Source organism: Acetivibrio saccincola, from assembly GCF_002844395.1.
Lineage (GTDB): Bacteria > Bacillota > Clostridia > Acetivibrionales > Acetivibrionaceae > Herbivorax > Herbivorax saccincola.
Map to the genome: position 1 here is coordinate 2479845 of NZ_CP025197.1, position 23009 is coordinate 2502853.

17 protein-coding genes and 1 pseudogene are annotated in these 23009 nt (G+C 35.8%); 3 read left to right on the forward strand and 15 right to left on the reverse strand.

The genetic code is table 11. The features are described 5' to 3' along the window. The first annotated feature begins 10 nt into the window (after positions 1-10). Positions 11-223, forward strand: a complete 213-nt coding sequence (locus tag HVS_RS11140) for a hypothetical protein (RefSeq protein ID WP_101302361.1) — start codon at positions 11-13, stop codon at positions 221-223. Between the two features lie 133 nt (positions 224-356). On the opposite strand, the gene HVS_RS11145 is transcribed toward HVS_RS11140, so the two are convergent. The 11 genes and pseudogenes from HVS_RS11145 to HVS_RS11195 form a co-directional block, all read right to left on the reverse strand. After that, positions 357-4619, reverse strand: coding sequence for a 2-hydroxyacyl-CoA dehydratase (locus tag HVS_RS11145; RefSeq protein ID WP_101302364.1), 4263 nt, complete (start codon positions 4617-4619; stop codon positions 357-359). Positions 4620-4689: 70 nt separating this feature from the next. Beyond that, positions 4690-5232 (reverse strand): signal peptidase I, encoded by a 543-nt coding sequence (gene lepB / locus HVS_RS11150; protein ID WP_101302367.1) that lies wholly within the window; start codon positions 5230-5232, stop codon positions 4690-4692. A 201-nt stretch (positions 5233-5433) separates the two neighbouring features. Further along, a complete protein-coding gene (gene aspS / locus HVS_RS11155) occupies positions 5434-7236 on the reverse strand; it encodes an aspartate--tRNA ligase (RefSeq protein WP_101302369.1) in 1803 nt (600 codons plus the stop codon). Positions 7237-7285: 49 nt separating this feature from the next. Beyond that, positions 7286-8593 (reverse strand): histidine--tRNA ligase, encoded by a 1308-nt coding sequence (hisS, locus tag HVS_RS11160; protein ID WP_101302371.1) that lies wholly within the window; start codon positions 8591-8593, stop codon positions 7286-7288. Between the two features lie 32 nt (positions 8594-8625). Continuing rightward, a complete protein-coding gene (locus HVS_RS11165; RefSeq protein ID WP_101302373.1) occupies positions 8626-9228 on the reverse strand; it encodes an MBL fold metallo-hydrolase in 603 nt (200 codons plus the stop codon). A 20-nt stretch (positions 9229-9248) separates the two neighbouring features. Next, the gene (dtd, locus tag HVS_RS11170) at positions 9249-9698 is read right to left on the reverse strand and encodes a D-aminoacyl-tRNA deacylase (RefSeq protein ID WP_101302376.1); all 450 of its coding nucleotides are present in this window, start codon (positions 9696-9698) and stop codon (positions 9249-9251) included. Between the two features lie 18 nt (positions 9699-9716). Beyond that, entirely contained in the window at positions 9717-11894 is a 2178-nt protein-coding gene (locus HVS_RS11175; RefSeq protein WP_101302378.1) for a RelA/SpoT family protein, read from the reverse strand. A 29-nt stretch (positions 11895-11923) separates the two neighbouring features. Further along, positions 11924-12438, reverse strand: a pseudogene (locus tag HVS_RS11180) (adenine phosphoribosyltransferase). Positions 12439-12523: 85 nt separating this feature from the next. Further along, a complete protein-coding gene (gene recJ, locus HVS_RS11185; RefSeq protein WP_157943022.1) occupies positions 12524-14989 on the reverse strand; it encodes a single-stranded-DNA-specific exonuclease RecJ in 2466 nt (821 codons plus the stop codon). 336 nt (positions 14990-15325) lie between these two features. Continuing rightward, a complete protein-coding gene (gene rpsU / locus HVS_RS11190) occupies positions 15326-15502 on the reverse strand; it encodes a 30S ribosomal protein S21 (RefSeq protein ID WP_101302382.1) in 177 nt (58 codons plus the stop codon). Between the two features lie 302 nt (positions 15503-15804). Next, positions 15805-16212, reverse strand: a complete 408-nt coding sequence (locus HVS_RS11195) for a single-stranded DNA-binding protein (RefSeq protein WP_101302384.1) — start codon at positions 16210-16212, stop codon at positions 15805-15807. A gap of 223 nt (positions 16213-16435) precedes the next feature. Here HVS_RS11195 and HVS_RS11200 point away from each other — a divergent pair, with 223 nt between their 5' ends. Then, positions 16436-17281, forward strand: coding sequence for a sulfide/dihydroorotate dehydrogenase-like FAD/NAD-binding protein (locus tag HVS_RS11200; RefSeq protein WP_101302386.1), 846 nt, complete (start codon positions 16436-16438; stop codon positions 17279-17281). Further along, positions 17274-18668 carry an NADPH-dependent glutamate synthase gene (gene gltA, locus HVS_RS11205; protein ID WP_101302388.1) on the forward strand — a complete coding sequence of 465 codons (1395 nt, stop codon included), beginning with the start codon at positions 17274-17276 and terminating at the stop codon, positions 18666-18668. The genes HVS_RS11200 and gltA overlap by 8 nt, the downstream gene beginning before the upstream one ends. A gap of 81 nt (positions 18669-18749) precedes the next feature. Here the strand turns inward: gltA and mnmL are convergent, their stop codons facing one another. From mnmL to HVS_RS11225, 4 genes are read right to left on the reverse strand one after another with little or no spacing between them, the layout of a single operon-like run. Beyond that, positions 18750-19688 (reverse strand): tRNA modification radical SAM protein MnmL/YtqA, encoded by a 939-nt coding sequence (gene mnmL, locus HVS_RS11210; protein WP_101302390.1) that lies wholly within the window; start codon positions 19686-19688, stop codon positions 18750-18752. Next, on the reverse strand, positions 19675-21075 hold the full coding sequence (gene larC, locus HVS_RS11215) for a nickel pincer cofactor biosynthesis protein LarC (protein ID WP_101302393.1): 1401 nt from the start codon (positions 21073-21075) through the stop codon (positions 19675-19677). Before larC ends, mnmL begins: the two co-directional genes overlap by 14 nt. Positions 21076-21105: 30 nt before the next feature. Further along, the gene (gene larB / locus HVS_RS11220) at positions 21106-21849 is read right to left on the reverse strand and encodes a nickel pincer cofactor biosynthesis protein LarB (protein ID WP_101302395.1); all 744 of its coding nucleotides are present in this window, start codon (positions 21847-21849) and stop codon (positions 21106-21108) included. Positions 21850-21870: 21 nt separating this feature from the next. Further along, entirely contained in the window at positions 21871-22743 is an 873-nt protein-coding gene (locus HVS_RS11225; RefSeq protein ID WP_101302397.1) for a Rossmann-like and DUF2520 domain-containing protein, read from the reverse strand. Positions 22744-23009 lie beyond the last annotated feature (266 nt).

A 23009-nucleotide genomic window follows, 5' to 3' on the forward strand; every position in this document is an offset into this window, starting at 1 on the left:
AGGAACTTTCATGTTTGATTTCAAATCTTTAATGTGCTACAATTGTAAATCTGTTATTTTAAACCTGCCTAAATCTGAAGTTTCCAAACTAAACGGTCTGAATTTTCAATGTGAGTGCTGCGGGCACAAAAATCTTCTCAATGAATTTACATTTTGTAAAAGCAACGATGTAAATGATCCATATATTAATATCCAAAGTATAGATAGCCTGTTAACTTTATAAAAATCCATACATAAAAAATTGAATAACAAAAGGATTGCCTGCACAAAGCTCCATACCTGGCATTACAATGTAGTTTATCCATCCCCTTTGTTTTTAAAATAAACTAACAGGCAATCCTTTTTTATGTTTGGTTTTATATGCTTTTTAACTTGACATCATCATGCACCTGAGTTTTCTTGAATTCATCAAATGCAGTAGAAAGCATCAGCTTTATTCTGTTTATTTGATTTACCTCGCTAGCACCCGGGTCATAATCCACCGCTGTAATGTTTGCCTTTGGATACCGTCTTTTCAGCTCTTTAATCATTCCCTTTCCGGTAACATGGTTGGGTAAACATGCAAAAGGCTGCATACAAACTATATTTTGTGCACCGGATAAAATAAGCTCAATCATCTCAGCTGTCAAATACCATCCTTCTCCCGTCTGATTTCCTATTGACAATACACCGGATGCAAGTTCTGCTAATTCTTCTATTGAAACCGGGGGATGAAAGCGCTTACTTTCTGAGAGAGCCTTTTTCATATGCCTTCTGTAGAATTCAATTAATTTTATCGCCCCGTTATTTAGCACTGCATCAATCTTTTTACCTGAAAGATGGGAATATCTAAAAGAAGCACCATAGGCTGCATACAGTAAAAAGCCTATTAAATCGGGAACAACAGCCTCTGCCCCTTCCCTTTCAACAATATCAACTATATCATTATTGGCTGTAGGATGATATTTAACAAGTATCTCCCCAACCAAACCAACCTTTGGCTTCTTTTCATCAGTTATTTTAAGATTATCAAAATCCCTTACAATGTTGTAAATGTTTTCTTTAAATTCCTTATGTCTACCATTCCTCACAGATTCCTTGCATTTTTCAACCCATGTATTATATAAAAGGTTGGCAGAACCTTTTATTTTTTCATAAGGCCTGACCCTGTATAAAACTTTCATAAGAAGATCCCCGTAAACAAGAGCTATTAACAGCTTGTTTATAAGCCCCGGTGTAAATTTAAATCCAGGGTTTTTCTCAAGACCTGCAAAATTCAAAGAAATTACAGGTATATTGGAAAGACCCGCATCCTTTAAAGCCTTTCTTATAAATGCTATATAATTGGTAGCCCGGCAGCCGCCGGCAGTCTGGGTTATAATAAGGGAGGTGTTGTTAACATCATATTTCCCGGATTTTATAGCCTTCATCAATTGACCCACAACAATTATTGAAGGATAGCATGCATCATTATTTACATATTTAAGTCCTTCATCAATGGCTTCTTTATCAACAGAAGGCAAAACCTCCACATTATACCCGGATGCTTTAAAAGCTTCTTCTAAAAATTGAAAGTGTATAGGCGACATTTGTGGTGCTAAAATGGTATGTGTCTTTTTCATCTCTTTTGTAAATAAAACCTTCTTACAGCTATACTCCCTTTTAACCGGGGTAAAATTGTTTTTATCCCTTTCATCAACAGCTGCCTTCAGGGATCTTATTCTTATCCTGGCTGCCCCCAAATTGTCTATTTCGTCTATTTTTAAAACGGTGTATATTTTATCACTGCTATTTAAAATTTCTTCCACCTGGTCAGTTGTCACTGCATCAAGACCGCAGCCAAAGGAATTAAGCTGTATAATTTCAAGAAAGTCTCTGTCTTTAACAAAATTAGCTGCCCTGTATAATCTTGAATGGTAAGTCCACTGGTCTACAACCCTTAATTGGATTTTTTCTTCTCCTAAATGTGCTATGGAATCCTCCGTTAAAACAGCCATTTCGTACTCTGTTATTATATTTGGGATTCCATGGTTAATTTCAGGGTCTATGTGATATGGGCGCCCTGCCAGAACCACACCTTTCTTACCTGTATTTTTAAGGTATTCTAAAACTTCCTCACCTTTTTTTCTTATATCCTCTTTAACTTTCTCATCTTCTTTTCTTGCTAAAATAACAGCTTTTTTTATTTCTGACTTTGATATATTAAACTCTTTAAGCTCCTCATAAAGCCTTTCAATCAGCCTTGAATCATCATCATAAGGCAAAAATGGATTTTTAAATTTTATATTTTTTTCCCTTAATACATCCATATTGTTTTTTATAACTTCAGGATATGAAGTAACTATAGGACAGTTATAGTGGTTGGTGGCATCCTCAAACTCTATTCTCTCATAGGGAATACAGGGGTAAAATATAAAGTCCACATTTTTGTTTACAAGACTCATTATATGCCCATGAACCAGTTTTCCTGGATAACAAACAGACTCAGAAGGAATTGTTTCCATTCCAAGCTCATATATCTTTTTTGTGGTCCTTGGAGAAAGCTCTACCCTGAAATTTAAATGTGTAAAGAATGTAAACCAAAAGGGGTAGTTTTCGTACATATTTAAAACCCTCGGAATTCCCACTGTACCCCTGCAAGTCTCCTCCTTACCAAGGGGCTTGTAACAAAAGAGTCTCTTGTATTTATAATCATATAGATTGGGAATGTCTTCATTTTTAGATTCCAAACCTACACCTTTTTCACATCTGTTCCCTGAAATAAACTTCCTTCCGTCATTGAAGGTATTAATTGTAAGAAGACAATTGTTCCCACACTTGCCGCACCTTTTCATATCCACCTGGGTATTGAACTCACCAAGGTTTTCCATGGTAATAAGTGAACTTTTTTCACCGGGAACATTTCTTTCCAAAGCAATAAGGGCAGCACCATAGGCACCCATAAGACCTGCAATTTCAGGTCTTACCACCTCTTTTTCAGATACAATTTCAAAACACCTTAACACTGCATCATTTAAAAAAGTACCGCCCTGTACAACTATTTTTTCTCCCATTTCCTTTGGGTCTCTTATTTTTATTACTTTTTGAAGGGCATTTTTTACAACAGAATACGAAAGACCTGCTGAAATATCTCCTACAGTTGCCCCTTCCTTTTGAGCCTGTTTCACTTTAGAATTCATAAAAACAGTGCATCTTGAACCTAAATCAACAGGCTTTTCTGCCATCAATGCTGCTTTGGCAAATTCCGTCACGTCCATATTTAAAGAATAGGCAAAAGTTTCAATAAAAGAACCACAGCCTGAAGAGCAGGCTTCATTCAGCATTATGCTGTCTATTACTCCATTCTTGATTTTTAAGCATTTCATATCCTGTCCGCCAATGTCAAGGATAAAATCCACCCCTGGCAAAAAAGCCTCAGCAGCTTTATAGTGGGCAATTGTCTCAATTTCGCCAATATCAAAGCCTAAAGCAGCTTTCAAAAGTGCCTCCCCATACCCTGTAACTGCTGAATTTACTATTTTAGCCCCTTTTGGCATAAGGGAATAAATTTCTTTCAAAATATTAATAGCTGATGCAACAGGGCTTCCGTTATTGCTTCCATAAAAGGAATACAAAAGCGCACCTTCCCTGTCAATAAGCACAGCTTTTGTGGTTGTAGAACCTGCATCCAGCCCAAGGAAGCACTCTCCTTCATAAGTTTTTAAATCCCTTCTCTTTAATTTATTGACATTGTGTCTTTTTTGAAACTTCTCCAACTCTTCACTGTTTTCAAACAGCGGCTGTAATCTTTCAACTTCATGAACCTCTATATTTTTTAAAGCATCAAGCCTTTTTTCCAATGTCTTTACCGGAATAACTTTCATATTTTTTGACTCTAATGCTGCACCTAATGCAACAAAGAGCTCGGCATTTTCAGGAAAAATAGCCTGATGTTTTTCAAGCTTTAAAGTCTCTACAAATCTTAATCTTAACTCAGATAAAAACTGCAGAGGACCTCCTAAAAAAGCCACATTACCCCTAATTGGCTTTCCACAGGCAAGTCCGCTTATTGTCTGATTAACAACTGCCTGAAAGACAGAAGCAGCTATATCCTCCTTTGAAGCCCCTTCGTTTATCAAAGGCTGTACATCGGTTTTGGCAAAAACACCGCACCTGGACGCAATGGGATAAATAACTTTATAATCTTTTGCCAGTTGGTTTAGCCCTTCAGCATCAGTCTTTAAAAGAGATGACATCTGGTCTATGAATGCTCCCGTCCCGCCGGCACAAGTACCATTCATCCTCTGCTCAACAGTTTCACCTAAGTATGTTATCTTAGCATCTTCTCCACCTAGTTCTATAACAACATCTGTATGGGGTATAAATCTTTGAATTGCCTTTGTGCTTGCGATAACTTCTTGAATAAAAGGGATTTCCAACCACCGGGAGACAGACAACCCCCCTGAACCTGTTACCATTATTGTAATATAGTTATTTGAGAATTTTTTACATGTTTCGCTTAAAAGCTCAAATATGGTGTTTTTAATATCGGAATAATGCCTTCTGTATTTACTAAATACTATTTCATCATTTTGGTCAAGTAAAACTAATTTAACTGTAGTGGAACCAACATCTAATCCCATATTTAATAACCTATTCATAAGACAGCAGCTCACTAAAGCTACATTCACGCCCCTTTCAAACTGCATAAAGACACGCAGCAATAATCTGTCAATCCCTTAAAAGACTTATTCTGTTAAAAGGAAAAAATCTTAAGACAGCTTTTCCACCGATATACTTGGTTTTTACAGGTCCGAATTCCCTGCTGTCACTGCTTTGACCTATAATCCTGTTATCTCCTATCACATATACATAGCCTTCAGGAACCAGGACACTGCTAAATTCTTCATTTATTGGATAAGTCTCATTGCCTCTTATATAATCTTCTTCTAAAATTTCACCATTGACATAGACGCTTCCATCACGTATTTCTACCAAATCACCTTCAATACCGATAACCCTTTTTATTATAGGGCTGTTTCTTAAATATATACCATCATCCCCCTCAGGGTTATTTACAGTTACAATATCGCCTCTTTTAATTTTGCCAAATCTTATGCTTATTTTTTCGATAAGAAGCCTGTCTTTTTCAGAAAGAGTATTTTCCATAGAACTTCCCTGCACTACAGTAACCTGTGCAACAAAGTTCACAATTAAGACCGCCAAAAGTACTGCTATTGCTATATGAATAGCCCAATCTAAGGCTTCTTTCATAATACTCTTTTTTGACGTAGCAAAGCCCTCCTTTTTTATAGTAATACTATTTATAGTATTACTTGTAGTAAACTGTTTTGTATCAGTGACGTGCACTAATACCTGCATATAAACAGCAACAGTACATATTATATAAATTCTATATAATTTATAGATACATTTCAAGTATGTAAATATAATTTAACATTAAAGAAATACCCCTTACTGTTGATTATCTATATCTTTAATGTCAAATTTAACATGAAGTTCTTCAAGCTGCTTTTCATCAACAACATCAGGAGCATTTGTCATAAGACAGGAGGCATTCTGAACTTTTGGAAAAGCAATTACATCCCTGATGCTGCTGCACCCTGCCATTAGCATTGCCAGCCTGTCAAGTCCAAAGGCTATTCCCCCATGGGGAGGTGTTCCGTATTTAAATGCTTCTAATAAGAAACCAAATCTTTCCTTTGCTTCTTCTTCTGTAAATCCTAAGCATTTAAACATTGTTTTTTGAAGCTCCTGATCATGTATCCTTACACTTCCGCCACCAATTTCATTACCGTTTAGAACTAAATCGTATGCCTTAGACCTTACCTTCTCAGGCTCTGTTTCAATATATTTTATATCTTCATCCATAGGTGCAGTAAATGGATGGTGTTTTGCCACATACCGCTCTTCTTCCTCATCATACTCAAAAAGAGGAAACTCTGTAATCCACAAAAATTTAAACTCTTTATCATTAACTAAATTTAGCTTTCTTGCTATCTCAAGTCTCAATTCACCAAGGGCACTAAATACAATTTTGTCTTTATCTGCTACAAAGCAAATAAGATCCCCAGGCTCTGCATGAACTTTTTCCAGTATAGCCCTAATTTCCTCTTCATTTAAAAACTTTGTAATGGGTGATTTTAAACCGTCTTCTTCCACTACTATCCAGGCCATTCCCTTTGCATTGTAATTTTTTACATACTCACCTAAGGCATCTATTTCTTTCCTGCTAAATTTACCACCGCATCCCTTTGCATTTATAGCCCTGACACTTCCGCCATTTTTCACTGCATCTGAAAAAACCCTAAATCCACAGTCTTTAACTATATGGGATAAATCTACAAGTTCTAAGCCAAATCTTGTATCCGGTTTGTCCGTCCCAAACCTTTCCATTGCTTCTTTATAGCTCATTCTCTCAAACGGGCAATTTACCTCTACATCTAAAACTTCTTTAAAAAGCTTTTTGATAAATCCTTCGTTAATTTTAATTACATCTTCCACATCTACAAAGGACATTTCCAAATCTATCTGGGTAAATTCCGGCTGTCTGTCAGCCCTTAAATCTTCATCCCTAAAGCATTTTACTATTTGGAAATATCTGTCAAAACCTGCTGCCATCAAAAGCTGTTTAAATAGCTGGGGTGACTGGGGAAGTGCGTACAGCTTTCCCGGGTGAACCCTGCTTGGAACAAGATAATCCCTTGCACCTTCAGGAGTACTCTTTGTAAGCATTGGCGTCTCTATTTCAAGAAAACCATTGGCATCAAAATAATCCCTTGCAACTTTTGCCACCCTGTGCCTTAACATAATATTTCTTTGCATATCAGGCCTTCTTAAATCCAGATACCTGTATTTCAGCCTTAAAGCCTCATTTACCTGTAAATTCTCCTCAATATACATAGGCGGTGTTTCTGCTGTACTTAATATTCTAAGTTCCTCCGCCCATATTTCTATTTCACCGGTAATCATATCAGGGTTAATGGCATCATCTGCTCTTTTTACAACTTTTCCCCTTATTGCAAGTACAAATTCACTTCTTATTTTCTCTGCCTTTTCAAATATCTCTTTTTTTGTCTCATCGCTGAATACTACCTGTATAATACCACTTCTATCCCTTAAACTTACAAATATAAGTTTTCCTAAATCCCTTCTTCTTTGAACCCATCCCATTACTGTAACTTCTTTACCTACATCATTAACTGTAACTTCAGTACAATAATGAGTTCTCTTTAAACCACAAATTGATTCTCCCATATTTTCACTCCCTATTCTATTCTCTTTTAAATTTTATTTAAACATATTTTTATATTTCAGTATGACCTATTTTGTTTGGCTCCTTAATAACAGATTCTGCTTTTATGTTTTTAAGCCTGTCAATAACTGTATCTAAACTGATTTCCTTCTCTTCACCTGTATCCATGTTTTTTAAAAAGGCTTTATTTGTATCAATTTCATTATCACCTAACACAATGGAATAATAAGCCCCGAGTTTATTTGCATATTTCATCTGAGCCTTAACGCTTTTTCCCATTAGGTCAGTTTCAGCATTAATTCCCTCTTTCCTTAAATCATACACCAGCTTTTGGGCATAATTTTGAGCTTTGTCCCCTATGGTTGCAATAAAAATATCGGTACTTCTAGGGGCTGTAAATTCAATACCTTGATTTTCCATAACCATAAGAAGTCTTTCTAAACCAATGGCAAACCCTATACCGGGGGTTGGCGGACCGCCACAAATTTCCACAAGCCCGTCATACCTGCCTCCTCCGCATACAGTTCCCTGGGAGCCGATATTTTTTGATACAAATTCAAAAACCGTCTTTGTATAATAATCAAGACCCCGAACAATATTTTTATCTATATTGTATTCAATTCCTAAATTTTCCAACCCTCTTTTTACCCCTTCTAAATGCTCATGACATTCTTCACATAAATTATCCACAAGAGCCGGGGCATCCTTTGTTATTTCTTTGCAATGCTCTTCTTTGCAGTCAATAATCCTTAAAGGATTCCTGTCGAATCTCTCCACGCATGTCTTGCACAAATTTTGCAATTTAGGCTCTATGTACTCCTTTAACTTAGCATTATAATCACTTCTGCACTTTTTACACCCGATACTGTTTATATTAAGTTCAATATCAGAAATGCCTAACCTGTTTAAAAGAACATCAATCATTGATATTACTTCTACATCTATGGAAGGTCCTTCAGACCCAAAGGCTTCCACCCCAAACTGATGAAATTCCCTGTAGCGCCCTTTTTGTACATTTTCATACCTGTAAGCAGTGATATTGTAATAGAGCTTTATTGGCTGGGGCAAAGAAGCCATTCCATGTTCAATATAGCTTCTAACAACACCTGCTGTTCCTTCAGGTCTTAGGGTAATGCTTCTTTTCCCTTTATCTAAAAATGTATACATTTCCTTTTGAACTATATCCGTTGTATCTCCAACCCCTCTTTGAAATAGTTCTGTATGCTCAAAAATAGGGGTTCTAATTTCCCTGTATCCAAAATTTTCGCAAACTTTAGCTATTTCTTTTTCTATATACTGCCACTTATATACCTCATTTGGCAATATGTCCTTTGTTCCTTTTGGCGATTTTGTTAACATTACTAACCTCCAAATTAATTATTAGTTTTCTATCAATAAAATACCCTCTCAGCCCCGATGGTTGTAGCAGGACCATGACCTGGGTAGACAATTGTCTCATCATCTAAAATCATAAGTTTATTTGTTATAGATGAAAGTATTTCCTCCTCATTCCCATCTCCTAAATCCGTCCTCCCCCTTGCCATTTTAAAAAGTGTATCTCCTGTAAATAAGCTGTTTCCCGCCTTTATACAAATACACCCTGAGGAGTGACCCGGAGTGTGTATTATTTTGAAATCAATTCCTCCGGCACTAATTTCATCCCCGTCTTTTAAAACCATGTCTGCAGGTCTGAAAGACATAGCCTGCCCGTATAATTCAGAGCCGTTTAGCGACGGGTGTAAAAGCTTTTTACTGTCATTTTCATGAACTAAAACTTCAGCTCCCGTTTTTTCACGAAGGTCATCCACATGGCATATATGGTCAATATGAACATGGGTGAGGACAATGTATTTTATTTTTATCTTTTTCTCATCTAAAACCTTCATAACTTCATCGGCACTAACACCGGCATCTATAATAATTCCTTCGTTGTTATTATAAACAATGTAACAATTAGAATCAAACATTCCTGTTGACAAACGCTCTATTTGCATAAAAAAACCTCCCTATAAAATTAGAATTCTTTTTTGCTGTCTAAAAGTATGGTAACAGGACCGTCATTATGTATTTCCACAGACATCATAGCCTGAAATTTTCCTGTTTCAACTTTTACTCCATGTTTTTTACACTCTTCTATAAACCGGTTATAAATTTTTTCTGCATCCTCCGGTCTTGCAGCCCTATCAAACCCTGGCCTTCTTCCTCTTCTGCAGTCCCCGTACAATGTAAATTGGGATACAACAATAAGCTGGCCGTTTATATCTTTTAATGAGACATTCATTTTACCGTTTTCATCTTCAAAAATACGTAAATTTATTATTTTATCCACCAGATACTCAATATCCTTTTGTCCGTCTTCTTTTCCTATACCCAAAAGAACATTAAGTCCTTTACCAATTTCGCCAACTGTCTTATTTTCCACTGTAACTTTAGAATATGTTACCCTCTGCACCACTGCCCGCATATTAACTCTCCTTTACCCTCAGTTGTTGCCTCTCGTCACTTCAAAAACCGATTGCACCCTTCTTATTCTTTTAATTATATTTTCAAGCTGTTCTGTATTTGTTATCTCTAATGTAAGGCTCATAATTGCAACCTGGTCTTTGGTGGTTCTTGCATTTATAGCCTTTAGAGGAATTTTTGAATCTGCAATAACATTTGTTATATCCATCAAAAGAGCTGTCCTGTCATTAGCCATAATTGTAATGTTTGCATTGTAGGACACATTTTTGGCAGTATGCCAGGAAACTTCAATAAGCCTTGTGTCACCGTCTATGGTATTGGTTACATTAGGGCAGTCGGTCCTGTGAACGGAAACACCTCTCCCCCTTGTAATATAGCCTACAATCTCATCCCCCGGTACCGGATTACAGCATTTTGCAATTCTAACTAAACAGTTTTCTATGCCTTTTACAATTACTCCATTTTCAGGCAGTTTCTTCTTCCGCTGTCCTTCTTTAGATTTTTTAGCTGTTTTAGCAATGTTTTTTGCAATTTCTTCTGCCTTAACGGTCTTTCTATACTCTTCCCTAAGCCTCGAAATTACTTTGTTTGCAGTTAATGTCCCATAACCTATTGCAGCATAAAGATCATCCAGTGAAAGAAAAGTATATTTCTTAAGTACAATTTCAACCCATTCAGGTTTAAACAACTCGTTAAAGGTAAGGGATTGTTTTTTTAATTCTTTCTCAATCATTTCCTTACCCCTGATAATATTCTCTTCTCTTTTTTCTTTTTTAAACCACTGTTTAATTTTATTCCGGGCTTGTGAGCTTTTAACAATTTTCAGCCAATCCCTGCTTGGCCCGTGAACACTGGAAGATGTTATAATTTCTACTATATCCCCGTTTTTTAATTCATATTCAATAGGGGTTATTTTACCGTTTACCTTGGCACCTGCCATTTTATTCCCAATTGCACTGTGAATTGCATATGCAAAGTCAATGGGCGTTGAACCGGCAGGAAGGTTTATAACATCACCTTTAGGTGTAAAAACAAAAACTTCGTCTGTAAAGAGGTCAACCTTTAAATTCTCCATGAATTCATCTGCATCCCGGGCATCTTTCTGCCACTCTAAAAGCTGCCTTAGCCATGCAAGTTTTTTATCTAAATCACTGTCTTTGCCACCCTCTTTATACCTCCAGTGGGCTGCTATCCCCACTTCTGCCACCCTGTGCATTTCCCAGGTTCTTATCTGTATTTCAAAAGGTACCCCTTCAGGACCTATGACGGTTGTATGCAAAGACTGATACATATTAGGCTTTGGCATTGCAATATAGTCTTTAAACCTTCTGGGCATAGGTTTAAAAATTTCATGAACAAGCCCTAGTACTGCATAACAATCTTTTACAGTATCCACAATAACCCTTACAGCAAAAAGGTCATATATCTCTTCTAATGTTTTATTCTGATTTACCATTTTCCTGTATATACTGTAAAAATGCTTAGGTCTTCCGTCAAGATGACCTTGTACACTAATTTCATTCAGTTTTTCTCTTAATACGTTTAAAATATTCTCTATATAATCTTCCCTTTCGTTCCTTCTTTTGGCTATTTTTTCCACTAAATCATAATAGCCCTTTGGGTCAATATATCTCAAACAAATATCTTCAAGCTCCCACTTAATTTTAGAAATCCCCAACCGGTGAGCTATTGGGGCATAAATTTCTAAAGTTTCCTTTGCTTTTTCAGCTTGTTTTTCAGCTTTCATGTATTTTAAAGTCCGCATATTGTGAAGGCGGTCAGCAAGTTTAATGAGAATAACCCTTATGTCTTTTGCCATGGCAAGAAACATTTTTCTCAAATTCTCAGCTTGCCTCTCCCTTTTAGTTGTATAAGGAATTTTACCCAGTTTTGTAACGCCATCTACCAGGTCTGCCACTTCCTGACCAAACATCTCTTTTATTTCCTCATAAGTGTGGTCAGTATCCTCTATGGTATCGTGAAGAATCCCGGCAATTATTGAAGTACAATCCAGCTCCAGATCCGCTAAAATAAAAGCTACCTCTAATGGATGTGTGAAAAATGGCTCTCCAGATACCCTGCATTGGCCTTCATGTGCTTTCTTTGAAAAATCATATGATTTTTTGAGCAGATCAAAATCACAATTAGAATTATATTTTTTTATCCTTTCCACTAACCTGTTAATGTCATCACACATTAAAATTCCTCCAAAAACCCTTCACACAATTAAAACTGGACTATTGATTTTACATTATAACCTTGTAATTTTTCCCTACCCTTTAAAAATCCAAGTTCTACAAAGTATATAATTCCTACAATTTTGCCCCCCAGCTGCTCTACAAGTTTTATGTTGGCTTCTGTAGTCCCGCCGGTTGCAAGTAAATCATCCACAATTACAACCTTTTGTCCTTTAGATATTGCATCGCTATGTATTTCTAAAATATCAGTACCATATTCCAGCTGGTATTCCACAGATATGGTTGTATAAGGAAGTTTACCCTTCTTCTTATTGGTACAAACCCCTTTCCTGTTAAGTATGCTAAAGGGGTTCCAAAAATAAAGCCTCTGGATTCAGGTCCCACTATAACATCAAATTCTCCAAAGTTTTCCATTTCATATTTCATTTTATCAATACATTCTTTTAAAGCCTCTGAATCCTGCAGCACCGTTGTAATGTCGACATAATTAACGCCCTCTTTGGGAAAGTTCATAATTTGACGTAATTTTGATTTTAAATCCATAGTTTTCCTCCCAATAAATCTATTTAATAAAATTTATTATACTATAAATTTGTACCATAAATTTTATGCAAATTTTTTCATTTCTTTAAAGAGCATTTAAACTTCTATAAAGAAATGAATCTTCAATATTTCTCTTTTGTTTATGAGTATCCGGCATATTTATAGTCATTCCGTATTTACCGTACAATTCACTTTTTAAAAAGGATAATTCACTAAAAATCTGAATAATTTTTTTTGCTTTAAAATAATTCATATTGATGCCATACTTTTTTGATACAGAATCTGAAAAAGCAAATAAATTATCTATAACAAAACTATTACCATAATTTGCTTTAATGTGTTTATAAACAAAAACCATCTCCTGCCTGTTAGGAACAATACTATCTTTGTTAAAATTAAAATTTATTTTATTATAAATATAAATTTTACTTAAATCAATACTATTTAATACTTTAATTAAATATTTCTCACAAAACCACTGTCCATGTACTATTACTTTATCAAATTTTGATAGGTCCAGTCTAGAGGGGTCAGGATTTACCAGTATATGCAGGGTAGAGTCATTAATTTTTACTTCTGAAAAGCTCATGGAGTATTTAAAATTAAATTCAAAAGCACAGCTTTTAACAAAATCTATAATTTCTTTTACAGAATCAATGGAATTTAAAATAATCACCGCTCTTTTCTTTTGCAAATTATAATTATATATATATTCTTTTAAATCTTTTTCCTTTTTAATTAAAGGAATTTTATTGATATAATTTTCAAAATTTTCTTCTAATGCATCTTCTTCAAAGCTTAAAGAGCGGTCAAGGGTAAAAAAGAATTTGTTACTTAGCATAATTTCAAAAGCCGGCTTTATATCTATAACTTTTAGCTGTGCACTTTTAACCCCATTCCAGCTATTTATATCTAATGTACATACAATGTCTAATACATCGGATTTTTTGTATACTTTTGCCAAATGCCCCATTTTAAATGCAATTGCATTCACTCTAACACCATTGTTCTCTATTTTAAGCTTCAGGTGGCTGTTATCACTTCCCACTGCATTTATTTCGGCAATTTTTGCATTTTCAAATTTAAATACCGGCTCCGGGTTGTCAACTCCAAAAGGTTCTAATAAAGACAGCTGGTGCGCATTTTCTAAAGTAATCTCTTGTGCTTCTATGGAGGTATCTATTTTTATTTTCTGTGTAAATTTTGACTCATCAATAAATAAATTAGCATACTCATTTATAAGTCTTCTAAAATCATCAATTTTTTCTTCTTTTAAAGTTAGCCCCACAGCCATTTCGTGTCCTCCATACTTTTCCAAAACCTCCTGGCAAAAGGTAAGGGCATTAAATAAGTTTATTCCTTCTATACTTCTTCCAGATCCCCTCCCTGTTCCGTCAGACACAGTGATTAATATACAGGGCTTATTGTATTTTTCCACAACTTTAGATGTAACAATCCCAATTACCCCTTGATGCCAATCCCTTCCCGGTACTACCATAATGCTGCTTTTTTTTATATCACATTCCGCCTCTATTTTATTTATCACTTCTTCAAAAATTTCTGTTTCTATTTTTTGCCTTTCTTTGTTTAATTCATTTAATTTTAAGGCAATTTCTTTTGCCTCCCCCTCTTCCTCAGTTGTCAAAAGCTTCACCACCATTGCTGCATCCCCGATTCTTCCTGCAGCATTAAGTCTTGGGGCTATTATATACCCTATGTGGGTGGAGGTGATTTTTTTTCCTGAAACACCTGCTTCCTCCTTGAGTGATTTAAGCCCTAAATTTGAAGTGTTGTTTATCTCTTCTATTCCATACTTAACCAAAATCCTGTTTTCACCGGTAAGGGACATTACATCGGCAACAGTTCCAAGGGCCACTAAGCTTAAATATTCTGATTGTTTAATTTCTACATTCATTTTTAAAGAAAGTGCTTTTACAAGTTTAAAAGCAACCCCTACCCCGGATAAATTCTTATCAGGATACAAACAGTCCGGTCTTTGGGGGTTTACCAAAGCTTTTACTTGAGGTAATTTTTCTTTACATTCGTGATGGTCTGTAACTATCACATCTATTCCTTTCTCCATCAATTCCCTGGTCTCTTCTATGGAGGTTGTACCACAGTCAACAGTTACAACTAAATCCACTCCCATGTCTAAAACTTTTTCAACGGAATTTTGGGAAAACCCGTACCCTTCTTCAAATCTGTTGGGAATATAGTAATCTACAAGGGCATTTTGTGATTTTAAAAACTTATATAAAATAGAGGTGCTGGTAACACCATCTACATCATAATCGCCATAAATTAATATTTTTTCTCTTTTCCTTACAGCCTTAGATATCCTTTCTGCAGCAACATCCATATCTTTTAAAAGAAAAGGGTCATTTAAATCCTCTAATGTTGAATTTAAAAATTTATCTATTTTTTCAGCACAGTCCATCCTTCTGCTTAAAAAAATCTTTGCCAGAAAAATTGAAATTCCGGCTTCACATGCCAGCTTCTCAGCTTTTTCAAAGGGGACATACCTTGTATCCCATATCTTTTTTATTTCCACCCGATCACCCCAAAAACGACCTTGCATAAATGTCTTCGTTACCTTTTAATCCTTTACTTTTTATACTTTACAATATTTCTATACACTTTTACAATATTATAAAAAGCCCGACTTTCATCGGACTTTTTTATATTCATTTTATGATTTTAAATTTTCCTTTTCAGTGTTTGCCATTCGGAAGTACCTTTTGTACCTTTTATTTAGAAATACGGAAGATATTAAATTTTTAATCACCATCAAGGGTTCTTATTTCCTCCTGCCTGAAGCACTTCCGACTTACCACACAATCATAACTCTCAGCATTTTAAAATATTGCCTTAGAAATACAATTTACACTTATCTAAATTTTCTTTTTCTTGCTGCTTCAGATTTTTTCTTCCTCCTTACGCTTGGTTTTACATAGTGCTCTCTTTTTCTAACTTCTGCTAATACGCCTGCCTTGGCACATTGTCTCTTAAACCTCTTTAGAGCACTGTCAAGAGATTCATTCTCTTTAACTCTGATTTCAGACATGTATTTCCCTCCCTCCGATGGCAACAATTGTGCTACATAGCTAAATTATATCCTATAACACGGATTAAATGGAAACAACTAAAATATAGCACACCTTATATTATATATTATTGTGCAAATTCGTGTCAACTGTTATTTTTGCTGTAGTTAGTGTCAGTTTGCTGCAGGAAAAAAACATTATTAAAATATAATAAAAAAGCTGCGTACTAATCTCTTAGCACTACAGCTCCTATAATACCACATTTTTTATAAAAAGCACATCCTATGCCCTATTGTACAGGAAAAGATTTTTTAAAGTCAGATTAAAATGGCAATTCATCATCAATATCGCTGTCACTATCATCATTTTCTGCCACATAATTATCTGAAATATTGTCAGTACCTGACTCTCTCTTACTATCTGCAAAATATGCCTCTTCTGCAATAACTTCAGTTACATAATGCCTCTTGCCCTCATTGTCATCCCAAGTTCTCAGCTGAAGCCTTCCTGTTACTGCAACCTGCTGACCCTTAATAAAATATTTAGAACAAAACTCTGCCAGCTTATCCCAGGCAACTATAGGTATAAAATCCGCCTGTCTCTCTTCTCCCTGTCTTTGAAACCTTCTGTCAACAGCTAATGTAAAACGGCATACCGGTATATTGTTTACATTAGTATACCTCAGCTCAGGATCCTTGGTAAGCCTCCCCATTAAAATCACTTTGTTCATAAAACCACCCTCTCACAAAACTTACAAAAATTCTATATTTAAATTATACCAAACATACGTTCTTTTGTCCATGGTTTTTTATTTGTTTTTTAAAAAATAATAAGTCCGTCAGGTAATTACAATTCCATAATAAATATTAGTATACAATATCAGTATACTAATTGACTAAAAGGAATATAATAATTAGAATTAGTATAACAACACTTTTGTAAAGGGGATAAATATGTTTAAAATTGTAAATAAAAGAATTTTGAATTCCCAAGTTAAATTAATGGATATATATGCTCCACACATTGCAAAAAAAGCTGAGCCAGGGCAATTTATTATTTTAAGGATAAATGAAAAAGGTGAAAGGGTTCCTTTAACAATTGCAGATTTTGACCGTGAAAAGGGAACTGTAACGATAATATTTCAAGAAGTGGGGAAAACAACCAAGGAATTGGGTTCATTGAATGAAGGTGATACTATACTTGACTTTGCAGGTCCTTTAGGTATCCCTTCAAAACTGGACAATGTAAAAAAAGCTGCTGTTATAGGGGGAGGACTTGGTACAGCAATTGCATACCCTCAGGCAAAAAAATTAAATTTCCTTGGGGCTGAAGTACATGCCATCATTGGCTTTAGAAATAAAGAACTTATAATACTTGAAGAAGAAATGAAAGCAGTCAGCAATAAACTTTTTGTTACCACTGATGACGGTTCTAACGGGACAAAAGGTTTTGTAACAGATATACTAAAGAAATTAATTGAAGAAGGAAATGAATACAACCTGGTAATTGCAATAGGTCCTTTGGTGATGATGAAGGCTATAAGTGAACTTACAAGGCCATATAATATAAAAACAATTGTAAGCATGAATCCTATTATGATTGACGGGACCGGAATGTGCGGCGGCTGCCGGGTAACAGTTGGCGGGGAAATAAAATTTGCATGTGTAGACGGTCCTGATTTTGACGGGCATAAAGTTGATTTTGATGAGGCTATACGGAGGCAAAGTATGTACAAAAAACATGAAGCAGAAGTTGTAAAAAAACACCAGTGCAAGCTAGGAGGCGGTAGCGATGCCTAATATGTCACCTAAAAAAGTTCCTATGCCTGAACAGAATCCTAATGAGAGAATTAAAAATTTTTTGGAAGTTGCTTTAGGCTATACAGAAGAAATGGCTGTGGAAGAAGCACAAAGATGCCTCCAATGCAAACACAGACCTTGTGTATCAGGCTGTCCTGTAAATGTAAAAATTCCTGATTTTATAAAACTTGTAGCTGAAGGAAAATTTCAGGAGGCATATGAAAAAATAAAAGAAACCAACAGCCTTCCTGCTGTCTGCGGCAGGGTGTGTCCCCAGGAAAACCAGTGTGAAAAGGTTTGTGTGAGAGGGAAAAAAGGCGAATCTGTAGGCATTGGAAGACTAGAACGTTTTGTTGCCGATTGGTATATAAATAATGTGGATTCAAAACCGGATGTGCCAAAGAAAAATGATAAAAGAGTTGCAATAATAGGCTCAGGACCTGCCAGCCTGGCATGTGCCGGGGATTTAGCTAAAATGGGATACAATATCACCATTTTTGAAGCATTTCACGAACCCGGCGGTGTATTGGTATATGGTATTCCTGAGTTCAGGCTGCCTAAAAGCATAGTAAAAAAAGAAATAGACTCCCTTAAAGATATGGGGGTAGAAATAAAGACCAACATGGTTATTGGAAAAGTTTTTTCTATAGATGAATTACTTGCTGAAGGCTATGATGCCGTATTCATAGGCTCCGGTGCCGGACTTCCAAAATTTTTGGGGATACCCGGCGAAAACCTCAACGGAGTGTATTCGGCAAATGAATTTCTTACAAGGGTAAATCTCATGAAAGCTTATAAATTTCCTGAATATGACACTCCCGTGTACATTGGCAAAAACGTTGCAGTTGTGGGAGGCGGGAATGTGGCAATGGATGCGGCAAGAAGTGCAAAAAGGCTTGGAGCTGAAAATGTATATATTATATACAGGCGTTCTAAGGAAGAAATGCCTGCAAGACTGGAAGAAGTAAATCATGCAAAGGAAGAGGGAATTATATTTAATTTTTTGGAAAATCCAACTAAAATTATTGGTACAGATGACGGATGGATTAAAGGAATAGAGTGCATAAAAATGGAACTTGGAGAACCTGATTCAACAGGCAGAAGAAGACCTGTCCCTAAAGAAGGAACTGAACACATTATAGACGTAGACAGTGTAATTATTGCAATCGGACAAGGTCCTAACCCACTTATATCATCCAGCACAAAGGAATTGAAAACTAAAGAATGGGGCGGCATTGCCACTGATGAAAACACCGGGGCTACAAGTAAAAAAGGTGTTTTTGCCGGCGGGGATATTGTAACCGGTGCAGCAACGGTTATTATGGCAATGGGTGCAGGTAAAAAAGCTGCCGAAGCAATTGACAATTATCTAAAGAACAATAATTAAAATAATTAAAGTAATTAAAATTAAGAAATATGACTAAACCGGTAATGTATTTTATTTATAGCATTTTGCTTGCAAGTGTATTTAACCGTCAAAAAAACTTACAGAACTAAGGTAATTATATTTTTTTCCCTGAAACCTGTTTTCCTCTTCCATTTTCTTTTCCAATAGCTCCTGGACTTTCCACCAGCTTCTTCCCCAGTTGCAAAAAAGTGTCCGCTCCTCCGGTGCCCGTCCGATAAGCCTTTGTACAACTATATCAGGGCTTAGGTATTCCAGGAAAGAAATAGTCCTTTCAATGTATTCTTCCATACTGACAGGTGTAATCTCTCCTCTTTGGTACATCTCTCCTATGGGGGTATCCTTTAAAATATAAAGGGAATGACATTTTACCTGTTCCACCCTAAGGGCTGAGAGTATTCTTGCCCCTTCTATTGTATCATCTATCGAATCCATGGGAATGTCAACAATATAGTGGGCACAAACCTCCAGCCCGTATGACTTTATTAAAAGCACTGCATGTATAAACTCAGCTAAAAGATGCCCTCTGTTTAGCTTTTTTAATGTGTGGTAATTAACTGTCTGCAAACCAAGTTCTATAACAATATCTATTCCCTTAGTAGTTTTAATATCTTTTAAATATTCAATATACTCCTTCCATATACAGTCCGGACGGGTTGAAATATATATAGCCACTACACCGTCCATACAGGCTTCTGCAATATATCTTTTAAAATCTTCCAAAGGAAGGTACGTATTTGAATAGTTTTGAAAATATGCTATAAACTTTTCTGAATTGTAGTTTTTTCTTATGTACTTTAAGTTTTGCAAAAGCTGTTCTTTAACCGAAAGATAATTAGGTAAATTTTCAAATCCCGTCCCTTCTTCTCCACAAAAAATACAGCCTTCTTTACTTATTCTTCCATCCCTGTTTGGACAGGTGACAGGCAAATTTACAGGAAGCTTGTAAACTTTTGCATTGTACCTTTTTTTTAAGTATTGGGAAAATTTATTGTACAGCATTTTTCACCTCTTCGTATACCTTCCACAGAGGAATGTTTTTTTCCTTAGCTACCCTTTTACAATCTTCATATTCAGGACTTACTTTTTCTAAGCCATTTACTAAAGATATTTTGACTTTTACTTCCCCGTATTTAGTCATTACGGTTCTTTCTTCCCTGGTAAGTGTCTGTCTTTTGCAAACAGTTTTCCTGACTCCCAGGGTTGAAGTTTCCCTTAGTATAATATTTGAAAGTTTTTCTTCAATTTCTTTAGGTGAAAGTACAGTAAGCACCACCCCGGGCCTGTTTTTTTTCATATAAACAGGGGTGTAAAACACCTCAAGTGCCCCGTTTTCTAAAAGCATTTCCATTACATAGCCTAAAAACTCAGGGTTCATATCGTCAATATTTGTCTCTAAAACATATATTTCATCATCTCTTTTAGATTCATCCATTAATGTGCCAAGGACACATCTTAAAGCATTAAGCCTTCCTATTTTTCTCTTTCCGGCACCATAGCCTGTCTTTTCTATTTTAATTGGAGGCGTAACCCCGTATTCTGAACACAGGCATTTTATAAGGGCTATTCCTGTAGGGGTTACCAGTTCTGTACCTATATCCTCTGTTATGTAGGGTATTTCACTTCCTTTAAGCATCTCCATCACTGCCGGTACGGGAACCGGCAATACCCCGTGCTGGCATTTTATAAAACCGTTTCCATCCCTTAAGGGAGATGAATAGATTTTGTCCACTCCTAAAAGGTCTATACAAATAGCCACTCCCATTATGTCTACAATTGAATCAACAGCTCCCACTTCATGAAAATGTATTTCATTTATCCCTTTATTGTGAACTTTAGCTTCCGCCCTGGCAATTTCTTTAAAAACCTTTTTTCCAAATTCCTTTACATTAGGTTTTAAAGTACTCTCATCTATGATTTTTTCAATATCTTCTAAGTTCCTTGACGGATGGTAATGATGGTGAAAATGACCGTCACTATGGCCATGACTGTGCCCATGATTATGGTTGTGGTCATGACTGTGGCTGTGATTATGCCCATGACTGTGGTTGTGGTCATGACTGTGGCTGTGATTATGCCCATGACTGTGGTTGTGGTCATGACTGTGGCTGTGATTATGCCCATGACTGTGGTTGTGGTCATGACTATGATTGTGTTGGTGGTTATGATGATCACCGCTGGAATCTTCAATTCCTTCTACAATAATATTAACATCTGTTACTGTAATGGAGTCTATAACCTTTTTTTCTATAATAATATCATAACCTGGTAAATTCAGTTTATTAAGCTCATCCAAAAATTTATTTTGATCTATTCCTAAATCCAAAAGGGCACCAAGCATCATGTCCCCGCTAACTCCTGAAAAACAGTCAAAATACAGTACTCTCATTGCTCCCAATCCTTTCTGAATTCTTAATTATCACCTGTTTATCAAAGCTGCCAGATAACCTGCCCCAAACCCGTTATCTATATTGACAACCCCTATACCTGTTGCACAGCTGTTTAACATGGTAAGAAGGGCAGACAATCCTCTAAAGCTTGCCCCGTATCCAACGCTGGTGGGAACTGCAATAACCGGTCTGTCCACAAGCCCGCTTACTACACTGGCAAGGGCTCCTTCCATACCTGCAACCACCACCAAAACATTTGCTTTCATTATCACATCAGACTTTGCAAAAAGCCTGTGAATACCTGCAACACCTACATCATAAACTCTTTCAACAACATTTCCCATTACCTCACACGTAACTGCCGCCTCTTCTGCCACCGGGATATCAGAAGTACCTGCTGAAACAACTGCAATGGTTTTTTTACTCTTCAAAATCTCCCTTCTCTTTACCACCACTATCCTTGCCGCCTCATAATATACTGCATCCCCGACAATCTCCTTTATACCTTCATAAACTTTTTTATCTGCCCTAGTTGCCATAATGTTATTATTTTTTTCAATCAGCTTTTTAACAATTTCCTTTATCTGCTCTATGGTTTTTCCTTCGGAATAAATCACTTCCGGAAAGCCGTTTCTGATATTTCTGTGGTGGTCAATTTTTGCAAAACCTATATCTTCAAATGGAAGTTTTTTCAAATCTTTAAGGGCGTCATCAACACTTACACTTCCGTTTTTTACGTTGTTTAAAAGCTCTCTTAAATACTCCATATCCATACTTAAAACAACTCCATATATTTAATTTACATTTAACACTTCCGTTAATTTCATTTCTTTTTCCTTTTCTAATATACCTTTTTCCTGAACCATTTTTAAAGTTCTTTGTCCTAGCATTTTGTATATATTCAAAATGTCTTTATCAAAAGATTTTATTTTTTCAATATGCTTTGCAATAATTTTGTCATCCCCTCTTTCTATAGGTCCTGTAATGGAATCTAAAACCCCGCGGCTTTCTAAATTTTCCACAGTACCTTTTATTAAGGGGAGAAACACCTTCCCTGCTGCCTCTTTTCCAAAACCCAAACCATTTAATATTTCACTTGCTATATAAGAAAGGGTAACGGTATAGTTTGAAATAATACATGCTGCGGCATGATAAAGGGTTTTATCCTCTTTTTCTATACATACCATTGTACCATTAAAACCTTCAACAATAGTCTTTGCATATTCTTTCGAAATATTGCACCCTTCAAACCCAAAATATATATTGTAAAGTTTTTTCCAGCCATCTTCTTTTGATGCAAAGGTCTGGGCCGGATGAAGTGAGGCGGTATGTCCCCCTAAATCCTTTAAAGGCTTTAATTCATCTGAAGTTAATGCACCGCTTAAATGAAAGAAAACTTTATTTTCTATATATTTTTTTGAAACCTTTGAAGCTATCTCTTCTGCAACACTTCTAATGCTATTGTCAGATACAGACAAAAACACAATTTCTGATCTTTTTACCGTTTTAATTATATCATTGGGTAAGTCAGCTGATATTTTTTTGTTCAGCTCCAGTGCTGACTTACTGCTTTTGCTATATATTCCTGAAATGTTAATATTTTTATTATAAAAGGCTAATGCTAAAGCATAGCCAACTTTACCTGCACCCACTATTCCAACATTCACCTAGAATTCCACCTTTCTTACAGGAATTTCTCACAAGTATAATTTTATTGATATAAAAAGATAAAATTACCTGCCGCCATTATTTTATAAAATGATATCATATGTTTTGCAACACTTCAATTCATAGAAAATTTATTTCAATTGCTTTACAATAGAGTAACAATTATTGCTTGTACCCTTCCCTTTTGATAACATAATACTTGACATAATACTTTAATACCACAGCATAAATTAATAAAACACTATAGTATAGTGGAACAGGGGTA